This window comes from Deinococcus terrestris, assembly GCF_009377345.1.
GTDB lineage: Bacteria > Deinococcota > Deinococci > Deinococcales > Deinococcaceae > Deinococcus > Deinococcus terrestris.
In genome coordinates this window covers 726816-745003 of sequence record NZ_WBSL01000001.1, presented here as the reverse complement: position 1 = coordinate 745003, position 18188 = coordinate 726816, and the positions used below count along the sequence as shown (strand labels likewise).

The following is an 18188-nucleotide window of genomic DNA, read 5'->3' as shown; positions in this document are numbered from 1 at the left end:
CACCCGGACCCGTTACGGTGGTCCATGCAAGCCGCCGAGCCGGTCAAAATCGAGCGCCACGACCTGCGGACCCGCGAGCACCACACCAACACCGGGGTGCGGCCGGTCAGCGTCTACCGCGAGCACGCGCACGGCCTCTATGTCGCGCGGGAGTTCGTCGCCCACCCGCGCATCCGGCACTGGCAGGCGCACCTCCTGCCCGACCTGGGAGTGGTGGTGTGCCGCTACGACTTCCACGGCCCGCGCGAGCACGACTATTACCTCGACATCGCCACCGTCACCCGCGAGGGCGAGGTCTGGAGCGTGCATGACCATTACCTCGACCTGCTCGTCCACGACGGTATCGCCGCCGAGATCGTGGACACCGATGAGTTGCTGGCCGCCCACCGCGCCGGGTATGTCAGCGCCGAGACATGCATGGACGCCGTGACCGCCGCGCACACGGTGCTCTCCGGCCTCGCCCGCGCCCGCTATGACCTGCACGCCTGGCTGGCGACGCGGGGTGTGACGCTGGAGTGGCAGCCCGACCCGGTTCCGGCCTAGCCGGGCGGGGCGGACGCTAGCCTGCCCCATGCCCACCGCCGACCCCGCCGCCCAGGCCCGCCTGGAGGCCGCTCTGCCTGCCGCCCTTGCCCGCATCACGGCCACGCCCGGCGTCTACGCCACCCTGTGGTGCGGGAGCGCGGCGCGGGGAGAGGCGGACGAGCACAGCGACCTCGACTTCCACGCACTGGTGCGGGGCGACCACCGCTGGCGGGGCAGCTTCGTGGTGGACGGCGTGCCCGTGGAGGTCTTCCACAACCCAGTCCGCAAGGTCCGCGCCATGTTCGCCGCGCCTGACCACGCGACCGTCGCCATATTTGCCCAGGGTCGCCCCGTCATCCCCCACCCCGACCTCACCGCGCTGGTGGCGGAAGCAGGGGCCACCTACGCGGCAGGTCCGGCGCCCAGACCGCTCACCCCCGCTGAGCGGCACATGTTGCTGGACGAGGTGATAGAGGCCCGTAGCCTGGTGAGGGACGAAATGCACGCCCTGGTCGCCCTGAATGCCGCCGGTCGACTGATTCGTGCCCTCTACGCGGCGCGGGGCTGGTGGGAGGTCAAACCCCGCGCCTGGCTGCGCGATCTCGAACAGCACGCGGCTCCCGAAGCCGACCTCCTGCGCCGCGTCTCGACGGTGCCCATGCCCGCCCAGCGGCAGGCCGCCCTGGAAGCCCTGGCCCTCGCCGTCTTGCCGGAGGGGCTGACCTACGGCGAGAGCACCACCGAGCCGCAGCGCGTGCCCTGACGCTCAGGGGATGGGCAACTCGGCCCGCGTGCCCGGCTCCAGCGCAAGCAGCAGCCGCAATGGCTCTTCCCCGTGCTTGAGCAGGTAGGTCAGGAAGTTCATCTCGCGTTCCTGCGGCACGCCGTTTGGCAACAGGTGCCGCTTCAGCCGGGTGAGCTGCCGCGTCCGGTCGTCCTCCTGCCGGGCGAGGGCGCCCACGGCGAGGCGCTGAAGGTGCGCCACCCGCGCCGTCGTGCGGGTGCGGGTGCGCTCGGCTGCGCCGACCAGCGTGGGGTCCAGGGCACCGAGTTCCTCCGCCAGTGCCCGCAACTCGGCGTCCAACGCCGCGAGCCGCTCGGCGGAAGCTGCCGCCGCTCCCCGCTCCCGCGCCAGCGCCCGCCCCAGCACGCCCTCCGGGTCGGCCTGCACCTCAGCGGCCGTCGCGCCCAGCCGCTCAAGCAACCGCGCCACGTTGGGTTCCAGCCACGTCACGCTCAGCCGGGGCCACAGCAGAGGCTGGCGCAGCCCGTGCAACTCGTACACCCCACCGAGCTGCGCCCCATACGCGATCTCGCCCGGCCCCACCACGAAGGCGAGGGTGGGCAGCAGCGCGTCCTGCACGACCGGCCTGAGCCCCGCCGCCGGGGTCAACCGCGAGGGGTCAGCGGAGAGGAAGTCCAGCAGGTCCTCCCGGCGGTAGTCCCGCGTCTCCGTCGAAAATCGCCGCCCATCAACCCTCAGCAGGCGCCGCCTCCCATCTTCTTCCTCCACAAAGAGGTTCGTCGCTCCTGCCGGGCGGCGAAGCTGCGGCTCGAAGCCCGCCTCCATGAGTCGCGCCGCCGCCTCCTCGATCCGGGCGGGTCCCGCCAACGGGTCCTCCAGTTCGCGGGCCAGGGTGGGGGTCATCAGCCGGGCCAGCGCCGGGTGCAAGGGGTCCAGGACCAGCACGCCTGCCGGGGCCAGCAGGCCGTGGATCAGCCGGGCGAACACGTCCGCCCACGAGCCCCCGCCTGCCACCGCCCGCTTTACCCGCGCCCACACCGCCGCGCGGTATTCCGGAGCGGTGTCGAAGCGGCTCAGCAGCCCCTCCACCTCCGCTGTCCACTCCTCCCGCCACGGCACCCGGCCCACGGGCACGCCCTCTGACACGTCCAAGCTGAGGCGGTGCAGTTCCTCCGCGTGGTCCAGCAGCGTCGTGGAGGCGACCTCCGCCGCGTCGTGGTCCTGGCTGGCGACCCAGTACACGGCGACCACCGGGGCGTCCTCTCGGTGCAGGTGACGCGCCAGCAGCGCGGCGTCGGCGCCCTTGTGGACGCTGTACGAGGGACCCGTCAGGAGCCCCGCCTGCTGCCCGGTCACGACCACCCGCGAGGCGGGGTGCGCCAACCGCTCCAGCGTCTCCCCGGTGTGGGCATCCAGCGTCCCCAGGCTGCGGTGATACTCGCGCAGCGCCGCCGCCAGCGCCGTCCGGTCCACGTCTGGCCGGGGTTCCGAAGCCGCCCGGTTCAGGTCGCCCGGCCCCAGACGGAAGAAAGCGGGCAATTCGCCCGCCCGGTACGCCCCTGCGATGGTCTTGGTCACGTTCACTGCTTTGGATTCTACAGTGGCGCTCAGGAGGGGCGCTCGCGCAGCGGCTCGCGGGCCGCCGCCTGCAAGCCTGCGCGGTCGGTCAGGATGATCCGGCGGTAGCCCAGGTCCAGCAGTCCCCGCGCCCGGAAGTCGCCCAGCAGCTTGGTGATCGTCTCGCGGGTGCTGCCCACCACATGGGCAAGGTCCTGGTGCGATACGCGCTCACGCAGGGCCAGCGGGCCGCCCTCCGGCCAGGGACCCTCGCGCTCGGCCAGGGTCAGCAGGGCCTGCGCGAGCCGCTGCGAGACCTCCATAAAGACCAGTCCGGCGAGCCGCTCCTGCACGCTGCGGGTCTGCCGGGTCACCTGCTCGGTGAGGGCAACCCCCACCGCCGGGTGCGCGGCCGTCAGGCGGCCCAGCGTCTCGCGGCCCAGCAGCAGCGCTTCGGTGTCGTCCATCGCCTCGGCGTACATGCCGTAGCTTGCGCCGTCCAGCAGCGCCCCGGTGCCTAGCAGGTCGCCCGGCCCGTGCACGTCCAGCGTGACCTCCCGCGCTCCGGCCCCCAGGCGGTAGAGCCGCACGCTGCCCCGCGTGAGCACGAACAGCGTCTCGGCCGCGTCCTCGGGATGAAAGAGGAGGCCTCCCCGTGCCCAGCGGCCGGGTCTGGCCGCCGCCACCACCTGTGCCTGCGTCTCCTGCGGCAGCGCTCCGAACGGCCCCGACATCATGCCCGACAGTGTGCCACATCCGCCGCCGAACGCGGCCCGCACGTCCGGCGCCTGCACCCCTCCGTGTTACACTCCCTCCCACGCATGACCGCCTCCCTCTCTCCCTCGCCCCTGCCCAGCGGGACCCGCCTCACGCTGTTTGACCTGCCCCTTGATGTGGTGACGCTGGAACAGGCCCTCGACCTGCTCGGCGAGTGGATGTTCCGCCGCCCCCGCGCTCCGCACACGGTGGTCACCCTGAACCCCGAGTTCATCGTGCAGTCGCGCACCCAGCCCGAGTTCGTGGCGGCGATGCAGTCGGCCGACCTCGTGACCGCCGACGGCGTGGGCATCGTGTGGGCCGCCCGGCAACTGTGCGGGCGGGAGGTGCCCCGCGCTCCCGGCTACGACCTCGTGCGCGGGTTGATGGAGCGGCACGGCCCCGAGCTGCGCGTCTTCTTCCTGGGCGCCAAGCCCGGCGTGGCCGAGCAGGCCGCCCAGAACGCGGCCCGCGAGTTCGGCGTGCAGGTCGCCGGGGTCCATCACGGCTACTTCGACCCTTCCGAGGACGGGCGGGTGGCCGATCTGGTGGGGGCCTCGGGAGCGCACCTCGTCCTCACCGCGATGGGGGCGGGGCGGCAGGAGATCTTCAACCAGTACTGGCGGCAGGTGCTGGGCGCCCCGGTATTGATCGGCTGCGGCGGCGTGATCGACGTGCTGGCGGGAACGGCCGACCTCGCCCCCGCGTGGACGCGCAAGCTGGGGGTCGAGTTCATCTGGCGGGTGGGTCTCGACCGCCGCCGCTGGCACCGGGTGCCCCGGCTGGCGCAGTTCGTGCGGCTGGTGCTCGCCGAGCGGCGTCGGCGCTAGGGGACGCTCAGCCCGGTCCCCCGAGCCCCAGATTCCCGGTAAACGTTCCCTCCCAGGCATTCAGCACCCGCCCGCCGCGCACCAGCAGCACGGTGGGGTAGGTCCCCACCCGCAGCCGCCGCGCAAAGGCCGTCGCCTCGGCCCCGCGCCACACGTTGACTCCGGCTGGGGCAGGGGCAGCAATCTCCTCCGCGTTCACCGCCCGCACCGGCAGCCCGGCCGCCAGCACCGCCCCCCACAGCGCCCCGAGGTCGCCGCAGTCGTGCGAGTAGATCACCACGATCTCGCGCTCGGCGGCCGTCCAGGGGTGGGCGGGCAGCGGCTCGCCCAGCCGCACCCGCGCGTCGGCAGGGGTGCCCAGGGCCAGCAGCAGGGTCAGCAGGGGCGCTCGCTTCATCACGGGCATGATGCCCGCCCGCTGCCTCCCCGCGCATGACAGCCGCGTGAGGCCCCCAGTCCGTGAGGGAAACCGGGGGCCACGCGCAATGGGGTCAGTTCGTTTCGGAAGCGGGCTTGCTCTCGTTGGCCCCCGGCACCACCGGCGCCGTGTCGGGCGTGCGAATCGCCTTGATCGCCTGCGGGTCGGGCTTCTCGTCGCTCAGGGGAGCGGGGGAGGGGTCCGGCGCGTAGCCGGGCAGGTCGGTGATGGCGACCCGGCGCGGCACCACCCGCTCGGGCGGCGTGAACTCGGTCGCCATGCGGCCCGTCGTGCGGTCCACGTTGATAACGGTGGTGCGCGGGTCGGGAGTGCCCGGTGTCCAGCCCGTCTCGCGGTAGACGACCGGGGGCGGCGCGTCCTCCTCGATGGCGGTGGTGGCCGCGTTCTTGAAACTCGGGTCGAGAACCGCCAGCTTCACGTTCGGCAGGTAGCCGGGGTCGGGCGCGTCCACGTACTGGATGCCCGGCGGCTGAACGAAGGCGGTCGGCGTGCGGCCCGCGTGCGAGATCTCCATCATCCGCTTCCAGATCGGAATGCCCACCACGCCCGAGTAGTAGTAGTCGGGGTTGGCGCCGCCCTGCTGCTTGCCGACCCACACGGCGCCCGTGTACAGCGGCGTGGTCCCCACGAACCACAGGTCCTTCACGAAGTTACTCGTCCCCGTTTTGCCTGCGACCGGCCACTCCCCGAAGTTGGCCCCCTGCGCCAGCCCGCCCTGTGCGGGGGTCAGGTCGTTCACCACGCCCCGGATCATGTCCAGCCCCAGGAAGGCGACCTGCGGGGTCCAGACCCGTTTGGGCTTGGTGACCTCGTTCGCCACGTCGTACAGCACCTCGCCCCGCGCAGTCGTCACCCGCGTCACGTAGCGGGGCGGGCGGTACAGGCCGCCGTTGACAAAGGGCGCGTAGGCCGCCGCCATCTTGACCGGCGTGGTCTCGATGGCGCCCAGCGCCGCCGCCAGCCCGGTGCCGTCGTTGGTTTGCAGCCCGAGTTCGTTCAGCTTGCCGAAGAAAGTCTGCAGGCCGATGCGGTCCGCCAGCCGCACAGTCACGAGGTTCAGCGAGCGGTCAAGCGCCTCGCGGATGGTCATGTTGCGGTAGGTCACGGCCCCGGCGAAATTCTGCGGGGAGTACACGCCCCCCTTGCAGGTGTCGCAGGGAAAGGAGACGGGCTTGTCTTCCTCGCGGTGGTCCTGCCGCAGCCCGGTCGAGAGGGCGGTCGTGTACAGCAGCGGTTTGATGGTCGAGCCGATCTGCCGCTGCCCCTGCGCGGCGTTGTTCCAGTCCTCGGGCGGTGCATTGCCGCGCAGCTTCTGGCCCACCATCCCCAGCACCTCGCCGCTGTACGGCTCGACGACCACCGCGCCCAGCGTGGCCCCCGGCGGCAGCCCGGTCGCCTCGCGGCTGGCGGTCTCCACGGCGTTCTGCACCTTGAGGTCGAGGGTGGTGTACACCCGCAGTCCACCCGAGCCGTACACCCGTTCGCGCCCGAAGCGGGCGATCAGGTCTTGCTCGACCTGCTGCACGAAGTGCGGCGCCCGCGTGCTCGTGACCGCCTTGAGTTCCTTGGCGGTGCGGTCGACCAGCTTGGCACTCTTCACGTCCCCGTTCGCGGCGTAGCGAATCTGCCACCCGCGCGGCTGAAGGTCTTCCTTCCAGGCCGCGTCCGCCTGCGCCTGGGTCACCCAGCCGTCTTCCACCATGCGGTCGAGCAGCACCCGCATCAGCGGGCGCACCGTGTCGTAGTTGAAGTAGCGGTTGGGGCTCGGGACCAGGATGGTGAGGTACGCGCTTTCCGCGAGGCTAAGCCCCTTGGGCGTCTTGCCGAAGTAGGCCTGGGCCGCCGAATAGATGCCGTACAGCTCCACCGGCCCGCCGTCGCCCCAGTAGATCGCGTTGAGGTAGTTCCGCAGAATCTCTTCTTTGGTAAAGGCCCGCTCGACCTGCACGCTCAGCAGCCACTCCTTGATCTTGCGGTCGGGCGTGCGGGCGGCCTTGTACTCGTCGTACAGCAGCGTGTTCTTGATGAGCTGATTGGTGAGGGTCGAGCCGCCCTGAAGGTCCTCACCCTGCGCGGCCCGCTGAAGCTGACGCCCGATGCCGTAGGGGTCCAGGCCGTAGTGCTCGAAAAACCGGCGGTCCTCGTTGGAGATCAGCGCCGCCGTCATGAAGGGGCTGACCTCGTCGAGCCGGACCAGCGTGCGGCTGATCGCCTGCTCGCCCACCTTGGGAATCAGGGTGCCCAGCGGCGCCCCGTCGCGGGCAAAGACGCGCGTCTCGGCCCCCAGGCTGAGGTTGTCGAGTTCGCGGTAGTCCGGCAGTTCGGTCGTCCACTTCGTGACGTAGGTGGCGGCCACCCCGGCGGCGGCCACCCCGCCTGCGAGCAGCAGCGACGAGGTAAGTTTCAGAAACCTCAGGAACAAGGGCAGTCCTCCTTGGGGGGCGGGCAGGGGCGGCTCACGCCCGCCGCGCCTCGATCAGTTGCTTCACGCGGCTACGCAGATTCTTGCCGCTCAGGGGCTTGTACACCAGGTCGTCGGCCCCGACCAGCCGCGCCTGATCGCGGGTCCGGTCGTCGTCCAGCGCGGTGAGCAGCAGCACAGGCGCACCCTTGAGGCGCCGCACGCGCTTGACCCGCGAGCAGACCTCGAAGCCGTCCATCTGCGGCATGGTCACGTCCAGCAGCAGGGCGTCGGGCGTATGGTCGCGCAGATAGTCCAGCGCCGCCTTGCCGTCCGGCACCGTCACGATCTCGTGCCCGTCCGCCGACAGGATGACCTCCAGCATGGTCCGGATCGCCGGTTCGTCGTCCGCGACGAGGATGGTATACGCCATGCCCGCCATGATAGGGGCTGATCCCACCGTCCGCGCAGGCTGGGGACCACACTTGAGCTAGAGGTTGACCCGGTCAGCCTCCCCGTTCCCGGTCAGCCGCCACACGTCCGGATTCCGCAGCCCCGCCCACCCCGCGTGGTCCAGGCCAAGCGCTAGGGCGAGCAGGTTGCCGTGCGTGAAGACCGCCGTGACGCCGCCGGGGTCGCGGGCCTCCTCCAGCGCCGCGAGAATGCGGGTGCGGGCTTGCGTGCCCGACTCCCCACCCGGCAGCGCAAGGTCCGGGTCCGCGAAACTAGCCTCCAGATGGATCATCCAGTCGGGCAGGTCCGCGCCGCTCAGCACCCGCTCAGTAAGCCGCGTGTCCGTCTCCACTTCCAGTCCCAGCCGCTCCGATAGGGGCCGCGCCGTGTCCACCGCCCGCCGCCACGGACTGCTGACGATCCGGGTGATTCCGGCGTCTGCCAGCGCTTCCGCGAGCCGGGCCGCCGCCGTCTCCCCGTCCGGGGTGAGGGGCGCGTCGGGGACCTGCCCGCTCGCCTTCGCGTGCCGGACCAGCAGCAGGTCGCCCGTCAAGCCGACCCCTCCCGCTGCGGCTCGGGCGCGACGAGCTTGCGAATCAGGCGAATCTGGCCCCGGTGGTTGACCTCGTCCTCCATGACATGAAACCAGGCCCAGTGGTGGTTGGGAAAGTCGAAGCCCGGCACCGTGAGCCGCGAGGCCAGCCAGGTGTCGTCCCGCTGGGCCAGGGCGGCCAGCGTGGCGGCGCGGCTCTCCTCCAATTCGGCCAGCAGAGCGTCCAGGCCCTGCCCGGTGGGCGGGGGCGTGCCCTCGCGGCCCAGGCTCAGGCCCCCCAGCAGGGCCGCGTCCCGTTCCGGGTCGAGGTCGCGGCCCTCCAGTGACCAGAGGTGGTAAGCGCGGTCCACCGCCGCGATATGCGCCAGCAGCGCCCCGATGGAGTTGCCGAAGCCGGGCGGGGTGACCCACAGCTCCTCGGCGCTCAGCCCCCGCACGTCGGCCAGGGTGGTCATCCGGACATACGACATCATCTCGACCAGCGCCCCGATCTGCGGCGAGTACCGCTCCTCGGGTTCGATGCGGTACCAGCGTTGCCAGTCGGGAGCGGTGGTCATGTCGGCAGCGTACCGTGCCGGTCGGCGGCAAGCACGCGAAGACCGGCCCCCCATAAGGAAGCCGGTCCGAAAGAAAAAGCCGGGTCTAGTGGCCGTCGCCGTCGGTGGCCTCGCGCTTGCCCTCGTTGTACTCGGCGTGCGCTTCGGCGTTGTGGCCCTCGGCCTTGGCGCGGTCCTTGGCGGCCTGCGCCTTGTCCTCGAGGTTGTCAGCGGTGCCCCCGAAGTGGCTGGCGACCTCGTGCCCGGCGGCGCGGGCGCGGTCGACCCCCTCGTTGATCTTGGCCCCTGCGGCGTCGGCCATGTTGCCCAGCGTGCTCTTGTCGTCACTCATGCGTGAAACCTCCTGTGGCTGGATTCCCGGTTGGGTAGAGGCAGCATCCTGCCCCCGCCCCGGCGCCGGGTGAAGGCCGAGTTTGCCGCTCGCTCATGCAGGGGTGGGGGAGAGGCTGTCTCCCCATGAGGGACTGTCCCTGAGACCGCGCGGGACATGAACCGGCTGCTGGGAGGCTCCCAGCGCCCGAAAAGGCGGTTTCCCCGGCGGCTGTCTGTGTGCCTGGTGAGTTCACCGCCGCCTGTCGCTGCGGGCAGGGGAGCGCTACAGTTGGGCCGTTATGACGATTTCCGACCCGCATATCCAGGTGCCCACCCAGGGCGAGAAGATTCGCATGGAGGGCGGCAAGCTCGTGGTGCCCGACCGGCCCATCATCCCCTTCGTGGAGGGCGACGGCACCGGCCCCGACATCTGGCGGGCCAGCGTGCGCGTCCTCGACGCCGCCGTGGAAAAGGCCTACGGCGGTCAGCGTCAGATCGAGTGGATGGAGGTCTACGCGGGCGAGAAGAGCACCCAGGTCTACGGCGAGGGCGAGTGGCTCCCGCAGGCGACCGTGGACGCCTTCGACGAGTACCTCTTCGGCATCAAGGGGCCGCTCACCACGCCCGTCGGCGGCGGCATCCGTTCGATCAACGTAGCGCTGAGGCAGCAGCTCGACCTGTATGCTTGCGTCCGCCCCGTGCAGTACTTCGAGGGCGTGCCCAGCCCCGTCAAGCGCCCCCAGGACGTGGACATGGTGATCTTCCGCGAGAACACCGAGGACATCTACGCCGGAATCGAGTACAAGGCCGGTACCCCCGAGGCCGACCGCGTGCGCGAGTTCCTGGTGAATGAGATGGGCGTGGACAAGATCCGCTTCCCCGAGACCTCCTCTTTCGGCGTGAAGCCCGTTTCTAAGGAAGGCACCGAGCGCCTTGTCCGCGCAGCCATCCAGTACGCCATCGACAACGGCCGCAAGAGCGTGAGCCTCGTCCACAAGGGCAACATCATGAAGTTCACGGAGGGCGGCTTCCGAGACTGGGGCTATGAGCTCGCCAAGCGCGAGTTCGGCGGCGTAGAACTCGACGGCGGCCCCTGGCTCCAGCTTCCGAACGGCATCGTGATCAAGGACGTGATCGCCGACAACTTCCTTCAGCAGATCCTGCTGCGTCCCACCGAGTACGACGTGATCGCCACCCTGAACCTCAACGGCGACTACCTCTCCGACGCGCTCGCCGCGCAGGTGGGCGGCATCGGCATCGCGCCCGGTGCGAACATCAACTACGTGACCGGCCACGCCATTTTCGAGGCCACCCACGGCACCGCGCCCAAGTACGCGGGTAAGGACGTCATCAACCCCAGCTCCGTCATCCTTTCCGGCGAGATGATGCTGCGCTACATGGGCTGGACCGAGGCCGCCGACCTGATCCTCAAGGGCCTCGACCAGACCATCCGCGAGAAGACCGTGACCTACGACTTCGCCCGCGGCATGGAAGGCGCCAACGAGGTCAAGACCAGCCAGTTCGCCGACCGCATCATCGAGCACATCCAGAAGTAATCCGGGTCACCTGGGAAGCGGGGGCGGGCGCCGAGGGGCGGCCCGGCCCCCGCTCTCTTTGCTACCCTCGCCCCATGACGCGCTTTCTCCTCGCCGCCGCCGGGGTGCTGCTGCTGGCCCTGCTCGCGCTTGCGCTGGTGTGGCTGGCCGGTCAACTGCTTGTCGGCCTGGGCGCCTTCGTCGTGGGCACCGCGCAGGTCCTGTGGCGGCTGCTGGGCTTCCTGGCAGCGGCGGGCCTCTTCGGTGGGCTGGCCTACTTCGTGGCGAGCGCGTGGCGGCCCGCCCGCCCGTGACGCGGGTTTCAGTTCGGGAAACACAGTTGCGTTCATAAAACCCGCTAAACTGGGCGATTGTGACGCGCTGAAGTCCGGGGGCTGTGTCTTCCCAGCAGCGCTGTCCTTCCGGAGGTTTCTTGAGTTACTGGCGCACCCAGATCAAACCGCTGCTGGACGCGGAAACCGGCACCCTGCACAAGCAGGCGCCCATCCGCGTCACGCTGGCGTTTCCCAATCGCTACTCGGTGGGCATGGCCTCGCTCGGGTATCAGGTCATCTACCGCATGTTCAACCAGGAAGAGGGGGTCGCCTGCGAGCGGGCCTTCCTCCCCGACGACGTGGAGGCCTTCGAGCGCACTGGGCAGGCCCTCCCCACCGTCGAGTCGGGCCGCGACGCGGGCGACTGCGAACTGTTCGCCCTGAGCGTGTCATTCGAACTCGACCTCACCAACATCATCCGCACGCTGGACGTGGCGGGGATGCGCCCGCTGCGGGAAGAACGCAGCGACACCGACCCCGTCGTGATGATCGGCGGTCCCTTCACCTCGTCCAATCCGTACCCCCTGACGCCCTTTGCCGATGTGATCATCATTGGCGACGGCGAGCAGATCGTGCCGGTAGTCAGTGAGGCCCTGCGCGAGTCGCAGACCCGCGAGGAGTTCTACGACCTCATCGACGGGATGCCCGGCATCTTCCTCCCCGCGCGGCACGTCCACGAGCCGACCTGGGCGACCGCGCCCAAGGAACTGCTGCCCGCCTACTCGCAGATCGTGACGCCCCACTCGGAGCTGTCCAACATGTTCCTGGTCGAGGCCCAGCGCGGCTGCCCGCGCCCCTGCACCTTCTGCCTCGCCCGGACGATGTACGGCCCCAACCGCAACAATCAGGCGCAGGAACTGCTCGACACCATTCCCGACTGGGTGGAGAAGGTCGGCCTGGTGGGCGCGGCCCTGTCTGACTTCCCGCACACCAAGTACGTGGGCCGCACCCTGACCGAGCGCGGCATCAAGCTGGGCGTGTCCTCCATCCGCGCCGACACCGTGGACGAGGAACTCGCGGCCATCCTCAAGGCGGGCGGTCTGCGGACCTTCACGGTGGCTTCCGACGCGCCCTCCGAGCGCCTGCGCCGCTGGCTGAAAAAGGGCATCACCACCGAGGACCTGCTCAAGACGGCCCATATCAGCCGCGACCTGGGTTTTTCCGGCATCAAGGTCTACATGATGATCGGCCTCGGCCCGGAGAACGACGACGACATCACCGAGCTGATCGAGTTCACCAAGGAACTGGCGAAGATCAACCGGGTCGCGCTGGGGATCAGCCCCTTCGTGCCCAAGCGCCACACGCCGCACTTTGCCGACCCCTTCGGCGGTGTGCAGACCATCGAGAAGCGCCTCAAGCGCATCCAGAAGGAGCTGCGGACCACCGCCGAACTCCGCAACGTGTCCGCGAAGTGGGCCTGGGTCGAGTCGGTGATCGCGCGGGGTGGCCCGGAAGTCGGCATGGCCGCCTACGCGATCTACCGCAACGAGAGCATCGGCGCCTGGAAAAAGGCCCTTGACGAGGTGGGCTGGCGCGACGAGTTCGAGGTCAATGCGCCCGCCATTCACCTCCCGCCCGGCCAGTACGAGGCCCGCGAGGTCAGCGCCCACGCGGAGGGGCTGGCGGTCTAAGGCGGTCAATGGAAGGCGGCCCCTGGGGAGTGTCCCTGGGGGCCGCCTCACTACCGAGCGTCAGTCCGCCCGCGTCTCCCGCGTCTCGGCCAGCGGAGCCAGCGGCGCAGGTTCGGCGGGCACCACTGCCGCAACCCCAGCCAACCGCAACCGGCGGTCGAGCAGCGGCGCGATCTGGGCGTCGAAGCGGGCCAGGATCGGCCCCACGAAGGCCGTGATCAGCACGTAGACGGCGGCCAGCGGCCCCAGCGTGGGCGCCAGGGTCAGCCCCAGCCCCGCGATCAGGATGCTGAACTCGCCGCGTGGAATCAGCGTGGCGCCCGCCCGCACCCGCCCACGCGTCTGCACGCCCGCACGGGCCGCGCCGTACCAGCCCGTGTAGAACTTGGTCAGGCTGGTCACCACCGCGAGCACGGTGGCCGGAAGCAGCACGTCCGGCACGCTCCCCAGGTCGAGTTGCAGCCCGAAAAACACGAAGAACACCGCCGCGAACAGGTCCCGCAGCGGCTCCACGAGGTGCCGGGTGCGGTCGGCCACCTCGCCCGACAGGGCGATGCCGACCAGGAAGGCCCCGATCGCCGCCGACACCTTGAGCATGTCGGCCAGCCCCGCGACGACCAGCACCAGCCCGAAGACGCTGAGCAGCAGCGCCTCGTTGCTCTGCACGTGGATCACCCGGCTCAGGACGTGCCCGTATTTCAGCGCCAGGAAAAAAGCCAGCGAGAAGGCTGCCAGCGCCACCGCCAGGTTGACCCCCACCGCCGCCAGCGTGCCCCCGATCAGCAGCGCGGCGATCACCGGGAGGTAGACGGCCATCGCCACGTCCTCCAGCACGCACACGGCCAGAATCACGGGCGTCTCGCGGTTGCCCAGCCGCCCCAGGTCGGACAGCACCTTGGAGGCGATCCCGCTGGAACTCAGGTAGGTCACGCCCCCCAGCAGGGCGGCGGCCAGCGGCGAGAACCCCAGCACCAGCCCGGCGAGCAGCCCCGGCGTGAAATTGAGCGCGAGGTCCAGCACCCCCACACTGCGGTTGGCCTTGAGGTTGTCGCGCAGCTCCCCGCTGGTGTACTCCAGCCCCAGCGTGAACAGCAGCAGCACCGCGCCGATCTCCGCCCCGATATGGATGAACTCCTCGGGCGCATCTCCGAGGTGCACGAAGGCCCCCAGGCCGATGCCCGCAATCAGGTACAGCGGAATGGGCGTGATGCCCAGTCGTCCGGCCGCCCGCCCCACGAACGCCAGCGCGAGAATGACCGCGCCCAGTTCCAGGAACAGTTCAGCGAGCGACATGCGGCCCCCGCGTGCGCGGAAGCGGGGGGGCCGGGGCGCTCACTCGCCCCCGCCCAGCAGCCGCGCGGCCCGCACCACCCCGTTCGGCGTCCCCACGACGACCACCGTATCGCCCGCCCGCAGCGGAAAGTCGGGGCCGGGCGCCGGAATCGCCTGACCGTCGCGCATGACGGCCACGATGCTCGCGCCCGTGCGGGTGCGCATCATGGTGTCGCCCAGCGGGTGCCCGGCGTAGGGGCTGATCCCCGAGATCGGCACCCAGTCCATCGCCAGTCCCTCGATGTCCTGCGTGAGCCTGGAAACCCGGCGGGTGATCGTCGAGCCGCCCAGCAGGTCGGCCACCGCCTCGGCCTCCTCCTCGCTCAGGACGATGCTCTGGGCGCAGGCGTCGGGGTCGTCGCGGCGGGAGACGAAAATCTCGCGCCGTCCGTCGCGGTGGGTGATCACGCCCACGCGCTTGCCGTAGTGTCCATCGAAGTCGTGCCGCACGCCCACGCCGGGAAGGGGCGTCTCATCCAGTCGAATCATGGGTTCAGGATAGGGCGGCCGTCCCCCGCGCGATTGCGACCCCGGCCCGGACCCCCCGGCCCGTACACTGGGGGCATGGCGACCCTGGAAATCGACTGCCCGGTGTGCGCGGAGGTGCTGGAACTCTCCGACGAGGACCGCGCCGACCTGCACCCCGGCGACGTGATCGTGTGCGACTCCTGCCACGCCGAGATGGAAGTCACCCGCAACGGCGGCGGCGAGGACTTCGAACTCGAACTGCTGGGCATCCTGACCGTGTGCCCGGCCTGCGGCGAGGAATTCGACGTGACCGAGGACCTGCTCGCCGCCTCGCCCACCGTGACTGGCCCTGACGGCGAGCCCAGCGTCAGCGTGGTGACCTGTCCCCACTGCCGCGCCCGCATCGAGCTGGAATTCGAGGAGGAGGAAGGGGAAAACCCGCCGGACTTGCGGTCCTGATCTCCCCTCCAGAGGGCGGCCCGCAGGTGGGGCCGCCTTTTTTGCGGAAAGTGCAGCCCTTCGTACCGTCTTAAACCGTCAACCTTTCCAAGCTTGGAAGCATGACGGACCCGACGCAGGCCAACGCCCCCCCCGCCCCCGACGACATCGCCCGGCTGACCCGGGCCATGCGGGAACTGCACCGCCTGATTGGCACCGGGGTGCTGCGCGGCATGCAGGGCGGCCTTCAGGACCACGACCTCACCTTTGCCCAGATGACGGCCCTGCATGGGCTGCGGGCCGGAGCGCCCCTGACCGTGAGTGCGCTGGCGGCCCAGACCCGCCTGAGCCTGCCCGCGACCAGCCACCTCGTCGAGCGGCTGGTGCGCCGGGGGCTGGCCGAGCGGCGCGAAAACCCGGACAACCGCCGCGAAAAGCTCGTCGTGCCCACGGCGGCGGGCCTCGCGGTGGTCTCGCGCATGGACGCGCAGTTCGTGGGGGCCTATGCGGCCGCCTTTCAGCCCGTGCGTCCGCCCGTGCTCCGCGCCGCGGCCGACGCGGTGCAGGCCCTGATCGAAGACATCACTCCCTCCGGCAGCGAGGAGACGCCATGACCACCCCCACCCCGCCCACTCCCATCAACTACGCGCAGACCCTCGACCTGCGGACCAAGCGCGTGATTCTGCTCGGCGTGCTGCTGGGCCTGTTCCTGAGCGCCCTTGACCAGACCATCGTCTCGACCGCCCTGCCGCGCATCGTGTCGGACCTGAACGGCCTGAACCTCTATGCCTGGGTGACCACCGCCTACCTGCTCACGAACACGGCGCTGGTGCCCATCTACGGCAAGCTGTCGGACCTGTACGGCCGCAAGCCCATCCTGATGTTCGGCATCGTGGTCTTTCTGATCGGCTCGGCGCTGTGCGGCCTGGCGGGTGAGCCCTTCCTGGGGAACCTCTTCGGCGGCGGCATAGAGCAGCTCGTCGTGTTCCGGGGCCTTCAGGGCGTCGGCGCGGCGGCGCTGGGCTCGGTCGCCTTCGCCATCATCGCCGACCTGTTCGAGCCGGTGGACCGGCCGCGCTACCAGGGCCTGTTCGGGGCGGTGTTCGGCCTCAGCAGCGTGCTGGGGCCGCTGCTGGGCGGCTTCCTCACCGATCAGCTCTCCTGGCGCTGGGTCTTTTACGTGAACCTGCCCATCGGCCTCGTCGCGCTGGCTTTCATCGCGGCCAAGATGCCCCGGCTCGCCAGCGGCCTGCAGGCGAAGGTGGATTGGCTGGGCGCCTTCCTGATTCTGCTGTTCACTGTGCCGCTGCTGCTGGCGCTGACCTGGGGCGCGAACGGTACCTACGCCTGGACCAGCCCCACACTGCTGGGCCTGCTGGGCCTCAGCGCGGCGGCGCTGGTCGCCTTTGTAGCTGTAGAGAGCCGTCACCCCAGCCCCATCCTGCCACTCACGCTGTTTCGCAACCGCACCTTTGCCTGGGGCGCCCTGGCCCGCTTCCTGATCGGAGCGGCCTTTCTGGGCGCGATCCTCTTCCTGAGCCTGTACCTGGTCAACGTGCAGGGGGTCAGCGCGACCGCCGCCGGAACCGCCACCATTCCGCTCACCATAGGCTTGATCATCGGGTCGGTAGGCTCCGGACAGATTGCCAGCCGCATCGGCCGTTACAAGGTGCTGATGCTCGTCGGCCTGATGACGGCCGCGCTGGGCTTCTTCGCGCTCAGCACCCTGACGGCCGACACCCCCTACAACGGCGTGGTGCTGCGGATGGTGCTGCTGGGCCTGGGCCTCGGCCCCGCGCTGCCGCTCTACACCACCGCCCTGCAACTCGCGGTCAAGCCCTGGGAAATCGGCGTGGCGACCAGCGCCGGACAGTTCTTCCAGCAGATGGGCAGCACCATCGGCACCGCCGTCTTCGGGGCGCTGCTGACCGCTGGCCTCGCCACCCAGCTCAGCACCAATTTCGAGCGGGCCAGGGAAGGCCAGCCCCCCGCCGTCCAGGCGATCCTGACCCAGAATGAGCGGGCCGCAGCGGCGAGTGCGGGCGGCGGCTTCGGGGAGGGCGCCCCGGCAGGCGAGAGCGGACAGGACCCCGCCGCTGCCTTCGGCGAGGTGCGCCGCCAGCTCGACGCCGCCGTCAATAGCGGCAACGCCGCCGCGCTGGGCCAGATCGCGCAGAACCCGGCCCTGCCGCAGGGCTTCCGCGAGGGCCTGGGCCGCATTCCCACCGAGGCCCTCGCCACCCCGGAGGGCCGCGCCGGGGTGCAGCAGACCCTGGACGGGCAGTTCCGCGCCTTTGAGGTCGCCGGGCAGAAGACCGCCCGCGTCGTCAAGGAGTCTTTCGCGGGTGCCATCGCCAACATCTACCGCTGGAGCATCGGCGTGATCCTGCTGGCCCTGCTCGCCACGGCCATGATGCCCAACCTCTCCCTGCCCACCCGCCGCAAGGGGGAACGCGCCGCTCCCGCGCACGTGGAGGTGTAACGCCGCTCCCTCCGCTCACCCCGGTTCCGCTCAAGGCGCCAGAGAACATAGAAAAGGTGGGCGTGACCTCGTATCACGCCCACCTCCCGTCTTCGCACCGGTCCCTTCACTTCTTCTGGTCAGGACCCCAGATGCTCCCCTTCCCAGATCAGGTCACGCAGCACCCAGCCGCTGCCCGGAAAGCGCAGGCCCGCCCGCACTTCGGCCAGCAGGTAGGCCCGCAGGTCGTCCACCGAGTGTCCCAGGTCGGTCAGGTCGCCCAGGGTGCGCTCGCCGTCGAGGGCGTCCGCGATGGCCGAGGTCCCGATGCGCCGGGTGCCCGCCAGCAGCCGCAGGCTGAACCACGCGAACCGCCCGGTGGGGGAGAGCTGCCCCGCTTGGACGGCGGCGGCGGCCTCCTGCGCCACGTCGAAGAGGGGCCGTCCGGTCTGACGGGCGACCGTCCGCACGCTCGCGCCATCCCCTCCGTCAAAGAGGGGCCGCTCGCCCCGGAAGACCCGGCTGGGGCTGCCGATGACCCCGCAAAGCTGCGCCCACTCGTCGGAGGCCCGCGCCCAGTCGGTCGTGAAATGCTCGTAGGGAGAGAGCGCCGCTCCCTCCACCGCCCGCGGGGCGAACTCGAAACTGCCCTCGCTGGGGAGCAGCGGCGCGGCCTGAATCGCGTCGGTGCCCAGCCAGTCGAGGATGCCGCCGCCCACGATCTCGCCGCCCGCAAAGGCCACCGTGAAAGGCACTTCGGTCTTCACGTCCAGCACGCCAGTCTGCCGGGTGGTGTGCACCAGTTCCAGAATCCCCAACAGGGGCAGGTCGGAGAGGAGTCCCTGCATGTGTGAGGCTCA

Annotated in this window: 20 protein-coding genes; 9 read left to right on the top strand and 11 right to left on the bottom strand. The window is 70.4% G+C overall.

The genetic code is table 11. The features are described from left to right. Positions 1-24: 24 nt before the first annotated feature. Both F8S09_RS03670 and F8S09_RS03665 read left to right on the top strand, forming a co-directional pair. Entirely contained in the window at positions 25-543 is a 519-nt protein-coding gene (locus F8S09_RS03670) for a DUF402 domain-containing protein (RefSeq protein ID WP_152869004.1), read from the top strand. A gap of 28 nt (positions 544-571) precedes the next feature. Beyond that, a complete protein-coding gene (locus F8S09_RS03665; RefSeq protein ID WP_152869002.1) occupies positions 572-1288 on the top strand; it encodes a hypothetical protein in 717 nt (238 codons plus the stop codon). 3 nt (positions 1289-1291) lie between these two features. On the opposite strand, the gene bshC is transcribed toward F8S09_RS03665, so the two are convergent. Beyond that, positions 1292-2848, bottom strand: coding sequence for a bacillithiol biosynthesis cysteine-adding enzyme BshC (bshC, locus tag F8S09_RS03660; RefSeq protein WP_322618497.1), 1557 nt, complete (start codon positions 2846-2848; stop codon positions 1292-1294). A 29-nt stretch (positions 2849-2877) separates the two neighbouring features. Next, positions 2878-3564 (bottom strand): Crp/Fnr family transcriptional regulator, encoded by a 687-nt coding sequence (locus F8S09_RS03655; protein ID WP_152868997.1) that lies wholly within the window; start codon positions 3562-3564, stop codon positions 2878-2880. 84 nt (positions 3565-3648) lie between these two features. Between F8S09_RS03655 and F8S09_RS03650 the strand changes: the two genes are divergently transcribed. Further along, a complete protein-coding gene (locus tag F8S09_RS03650) occupies positions 3649-4413 on the top strand; it encodes a WecB/TagA/CpsF family glycosyltransferase (RefSeq protein ID WP_152868995.1) in 765 nt (254 codons plus the stop codon). A 7-nt stretch (positions 4414-4420) separates the two neighbouring features. Here the strand turns inward: F8S09_RS03650 and F8S09_RS17580 are convergent, their stop codons facing one another. From F8S09_RS17580 to F8S09_RS03625, 6 genes are all read right to left on the bottom strand, one after another. Further along, positions 4421-4810 (bottom strand): penicillin-binding protein, encoded by a 390-nt coding sequence (locus tag F8S09_RS17580; RefSeq protein ID WP_322618496.1) that lies wholly within the window; start codon positions 4808-4810, stop codon positions 4421-4423. Between the two features lie 94 nt (positions 4811-4904). Next, positions 4905-7280, bottom strand: coding sequence for a transglycosylase domain-containing protein (locus tag F8S09_RS03645; protein ID WP_194165236.1), 2376 nt, complete (start codon positions 7278-7280; stop codon positions 4905-4907). Between the two features lie 28 nt (positions 7281-7308). Next, the gene (locus tag F8S09_RS03640; RefSeq protein WP_152870055.1) at positions 7309-7695 is read right to left on the bottom strand and encodes a response regulator; all 387 of its coding nucleotides are present in this window, start codon (positions 7693-7695) and stop codon (positions 7309-7311) included. 48 nt (positions 7696-7743) lie between these two features. After that, complete coding sequence (locus tag F8S09_RS03635; protein WP_152868993.1) at positions 7744-8259, bottom strand: histidine phosphatase family protein; 516 nt, start codon at positions 8257-8259, stop codon at positions 7744-7746. Further along, positions 8256-8816 (bottom strand): DinB family protein, encoded by a 561-nt coding sequence (locus F8S09_RS03630; protein WP_152868991.1) that lies wholly within the window; start codon positions 8814-8816, stop codon positions 8256-8258. Before F8S09_RS03630 ends, F8S09_RS03635 begins: the two co-directional genes overlap by 4 nt. An 85-nt stretch (positions 8817-8901) precedes the next feature. Next, a complete protein-coding gene (locus F8S09_RS03625; protein WP_152868989.1) occupies positions 8902-9147 on the bottom strand; it encodes a hypothetical protein in 246 nt (81 codons plus the stop codon). 280 nt (positions 9148-9427) lie between these two features. Between F8S09_RS03625 and icd the strand changes: the two genes are divergently transcribed. The 3 genes from icd (at position 9428) to F8S09_RS03610 (ending at position 12629) form a co-directional block, all read left to right on the top strand. Then, positions 9428-10684 carry an NADP-dependent isocitrate dehydrogenase gene (gene icd, locus F8S09_RS03620; RefSeq protein ID WP_152868987.1) on the top strand — a complete coding sequence of 419 codons (1257 nt, stop codon included), beginning with the start codon at positions 9428-9430 and terminating at the stop codon, positions 10682-10684. A 74-nt stretch (positions 10685-10758) separates the two neighbouring features. Beyond that, positions 10759-10977 (top strand): hypothetical protein, encoded by a 219-nt coding sequence (locus tag F8S09_RS03615; protein ID WP_152868985.1) that lies wholly within the window; start codon positions 10759-10761, stop codon positions 10975-10977. Positions 10978-11096: 119 nt separating this feature from the next. Then, entirely contained in the window at positions 11097-12629 is a 1533-nt protein-coding gene (locus F8S09_RS03610; RefSeq protein WP_152868983.1) for a B12-binding domain-containing radical SAM protein, read from the top strand. 60 nt (positions 12630-12689) lie between these two features. Here F8S09_RS03610 and F8S09_RS03605 read toward each other — a convergent pair whose 3' ends face one another. Continuing rightward, on the bottom strand, positions 12690-13922 hold the full coding sequence (locus tag F8S09_RS03605; RefSeq protein ID WP_152868981.1) for a cation:proton antiporter: 1233 nt from the start codon (positions 13920-13922) through the stop codon (positions 12690-12692). A gap of 39 nt (positions 13923-13961) precedes the next feature. Continuing rightward, positions 13962-14450, bottom strand: a complete 489-nt coding sequence (locus F8S09_RS03600) for a cation:proton antiporter regulatory subunit (RefSeq protein WP_152868978.1) — start codon at positions 14448-14450, stop codon at positions 13962-13964. 75 nt (positions 14451-14525) lie between these two features. Here F8S09_RS03600 and F8S09_RS03595 point away from each other — a divergent pair, with 75 nt between their 5' ends. The 3 genes from F8S09_RS03595 (at position 14526) to F8S09_RS03585 (ending at position 17349) form a co-directional block, all read left to right on the top strand. Then, positions 14526-14888, top strand: coding sequence for a hypothetical protein (locus tag F8S09_RS03595; RefSeq protein ID WP_194165197.1), 363 nt, complete (start codon positions 14526-14528; stop codon positions 14886-14888). A gap of 101 nt (positions 14889-14989) precedes the next feature. Next, positions 14990-15481, top strand: a complete 492-nt coding sequence (locus F8S09_RS03590; RefSeq protein ID WP_152868976.1) for a MarR family winged helix-turn-helix transcriptional regulator — start codon at positions 14990-14992, stop codon at positions 15479-15481. Further along, positions 15478-17349 (top strand): MDR family MFS transporter, encoded by a 1872-nt coding sequence (locus F8S09_RS03585; RefSeq protein ID WP_152868974.1) that lies wholly within the window; start codon positions 15478-15480, stop codon positions 17347-17349. The genes F8S09_RS03590 and F8S09_RS03585 overlap by 4 nt, the downstream gene beginning before the upstream one ends. A 119-nt stretch (positions 17350-17468) precedes the next feature. On the opposite strand, the gene F8S09_RS03580 is transcribed toward F8S09_RS03585, so the two are convergent. Beyond that, entirely contained in the window at positions 17469-18176 is a 708-nt protein-coding gene (locus F8S09_RS03580; protein WP_152868972.1) for a DUF4388 domain-containing protein, read from the bottom strand. Positions 18177-18188 lie beyond the last annotated feature (12 nt).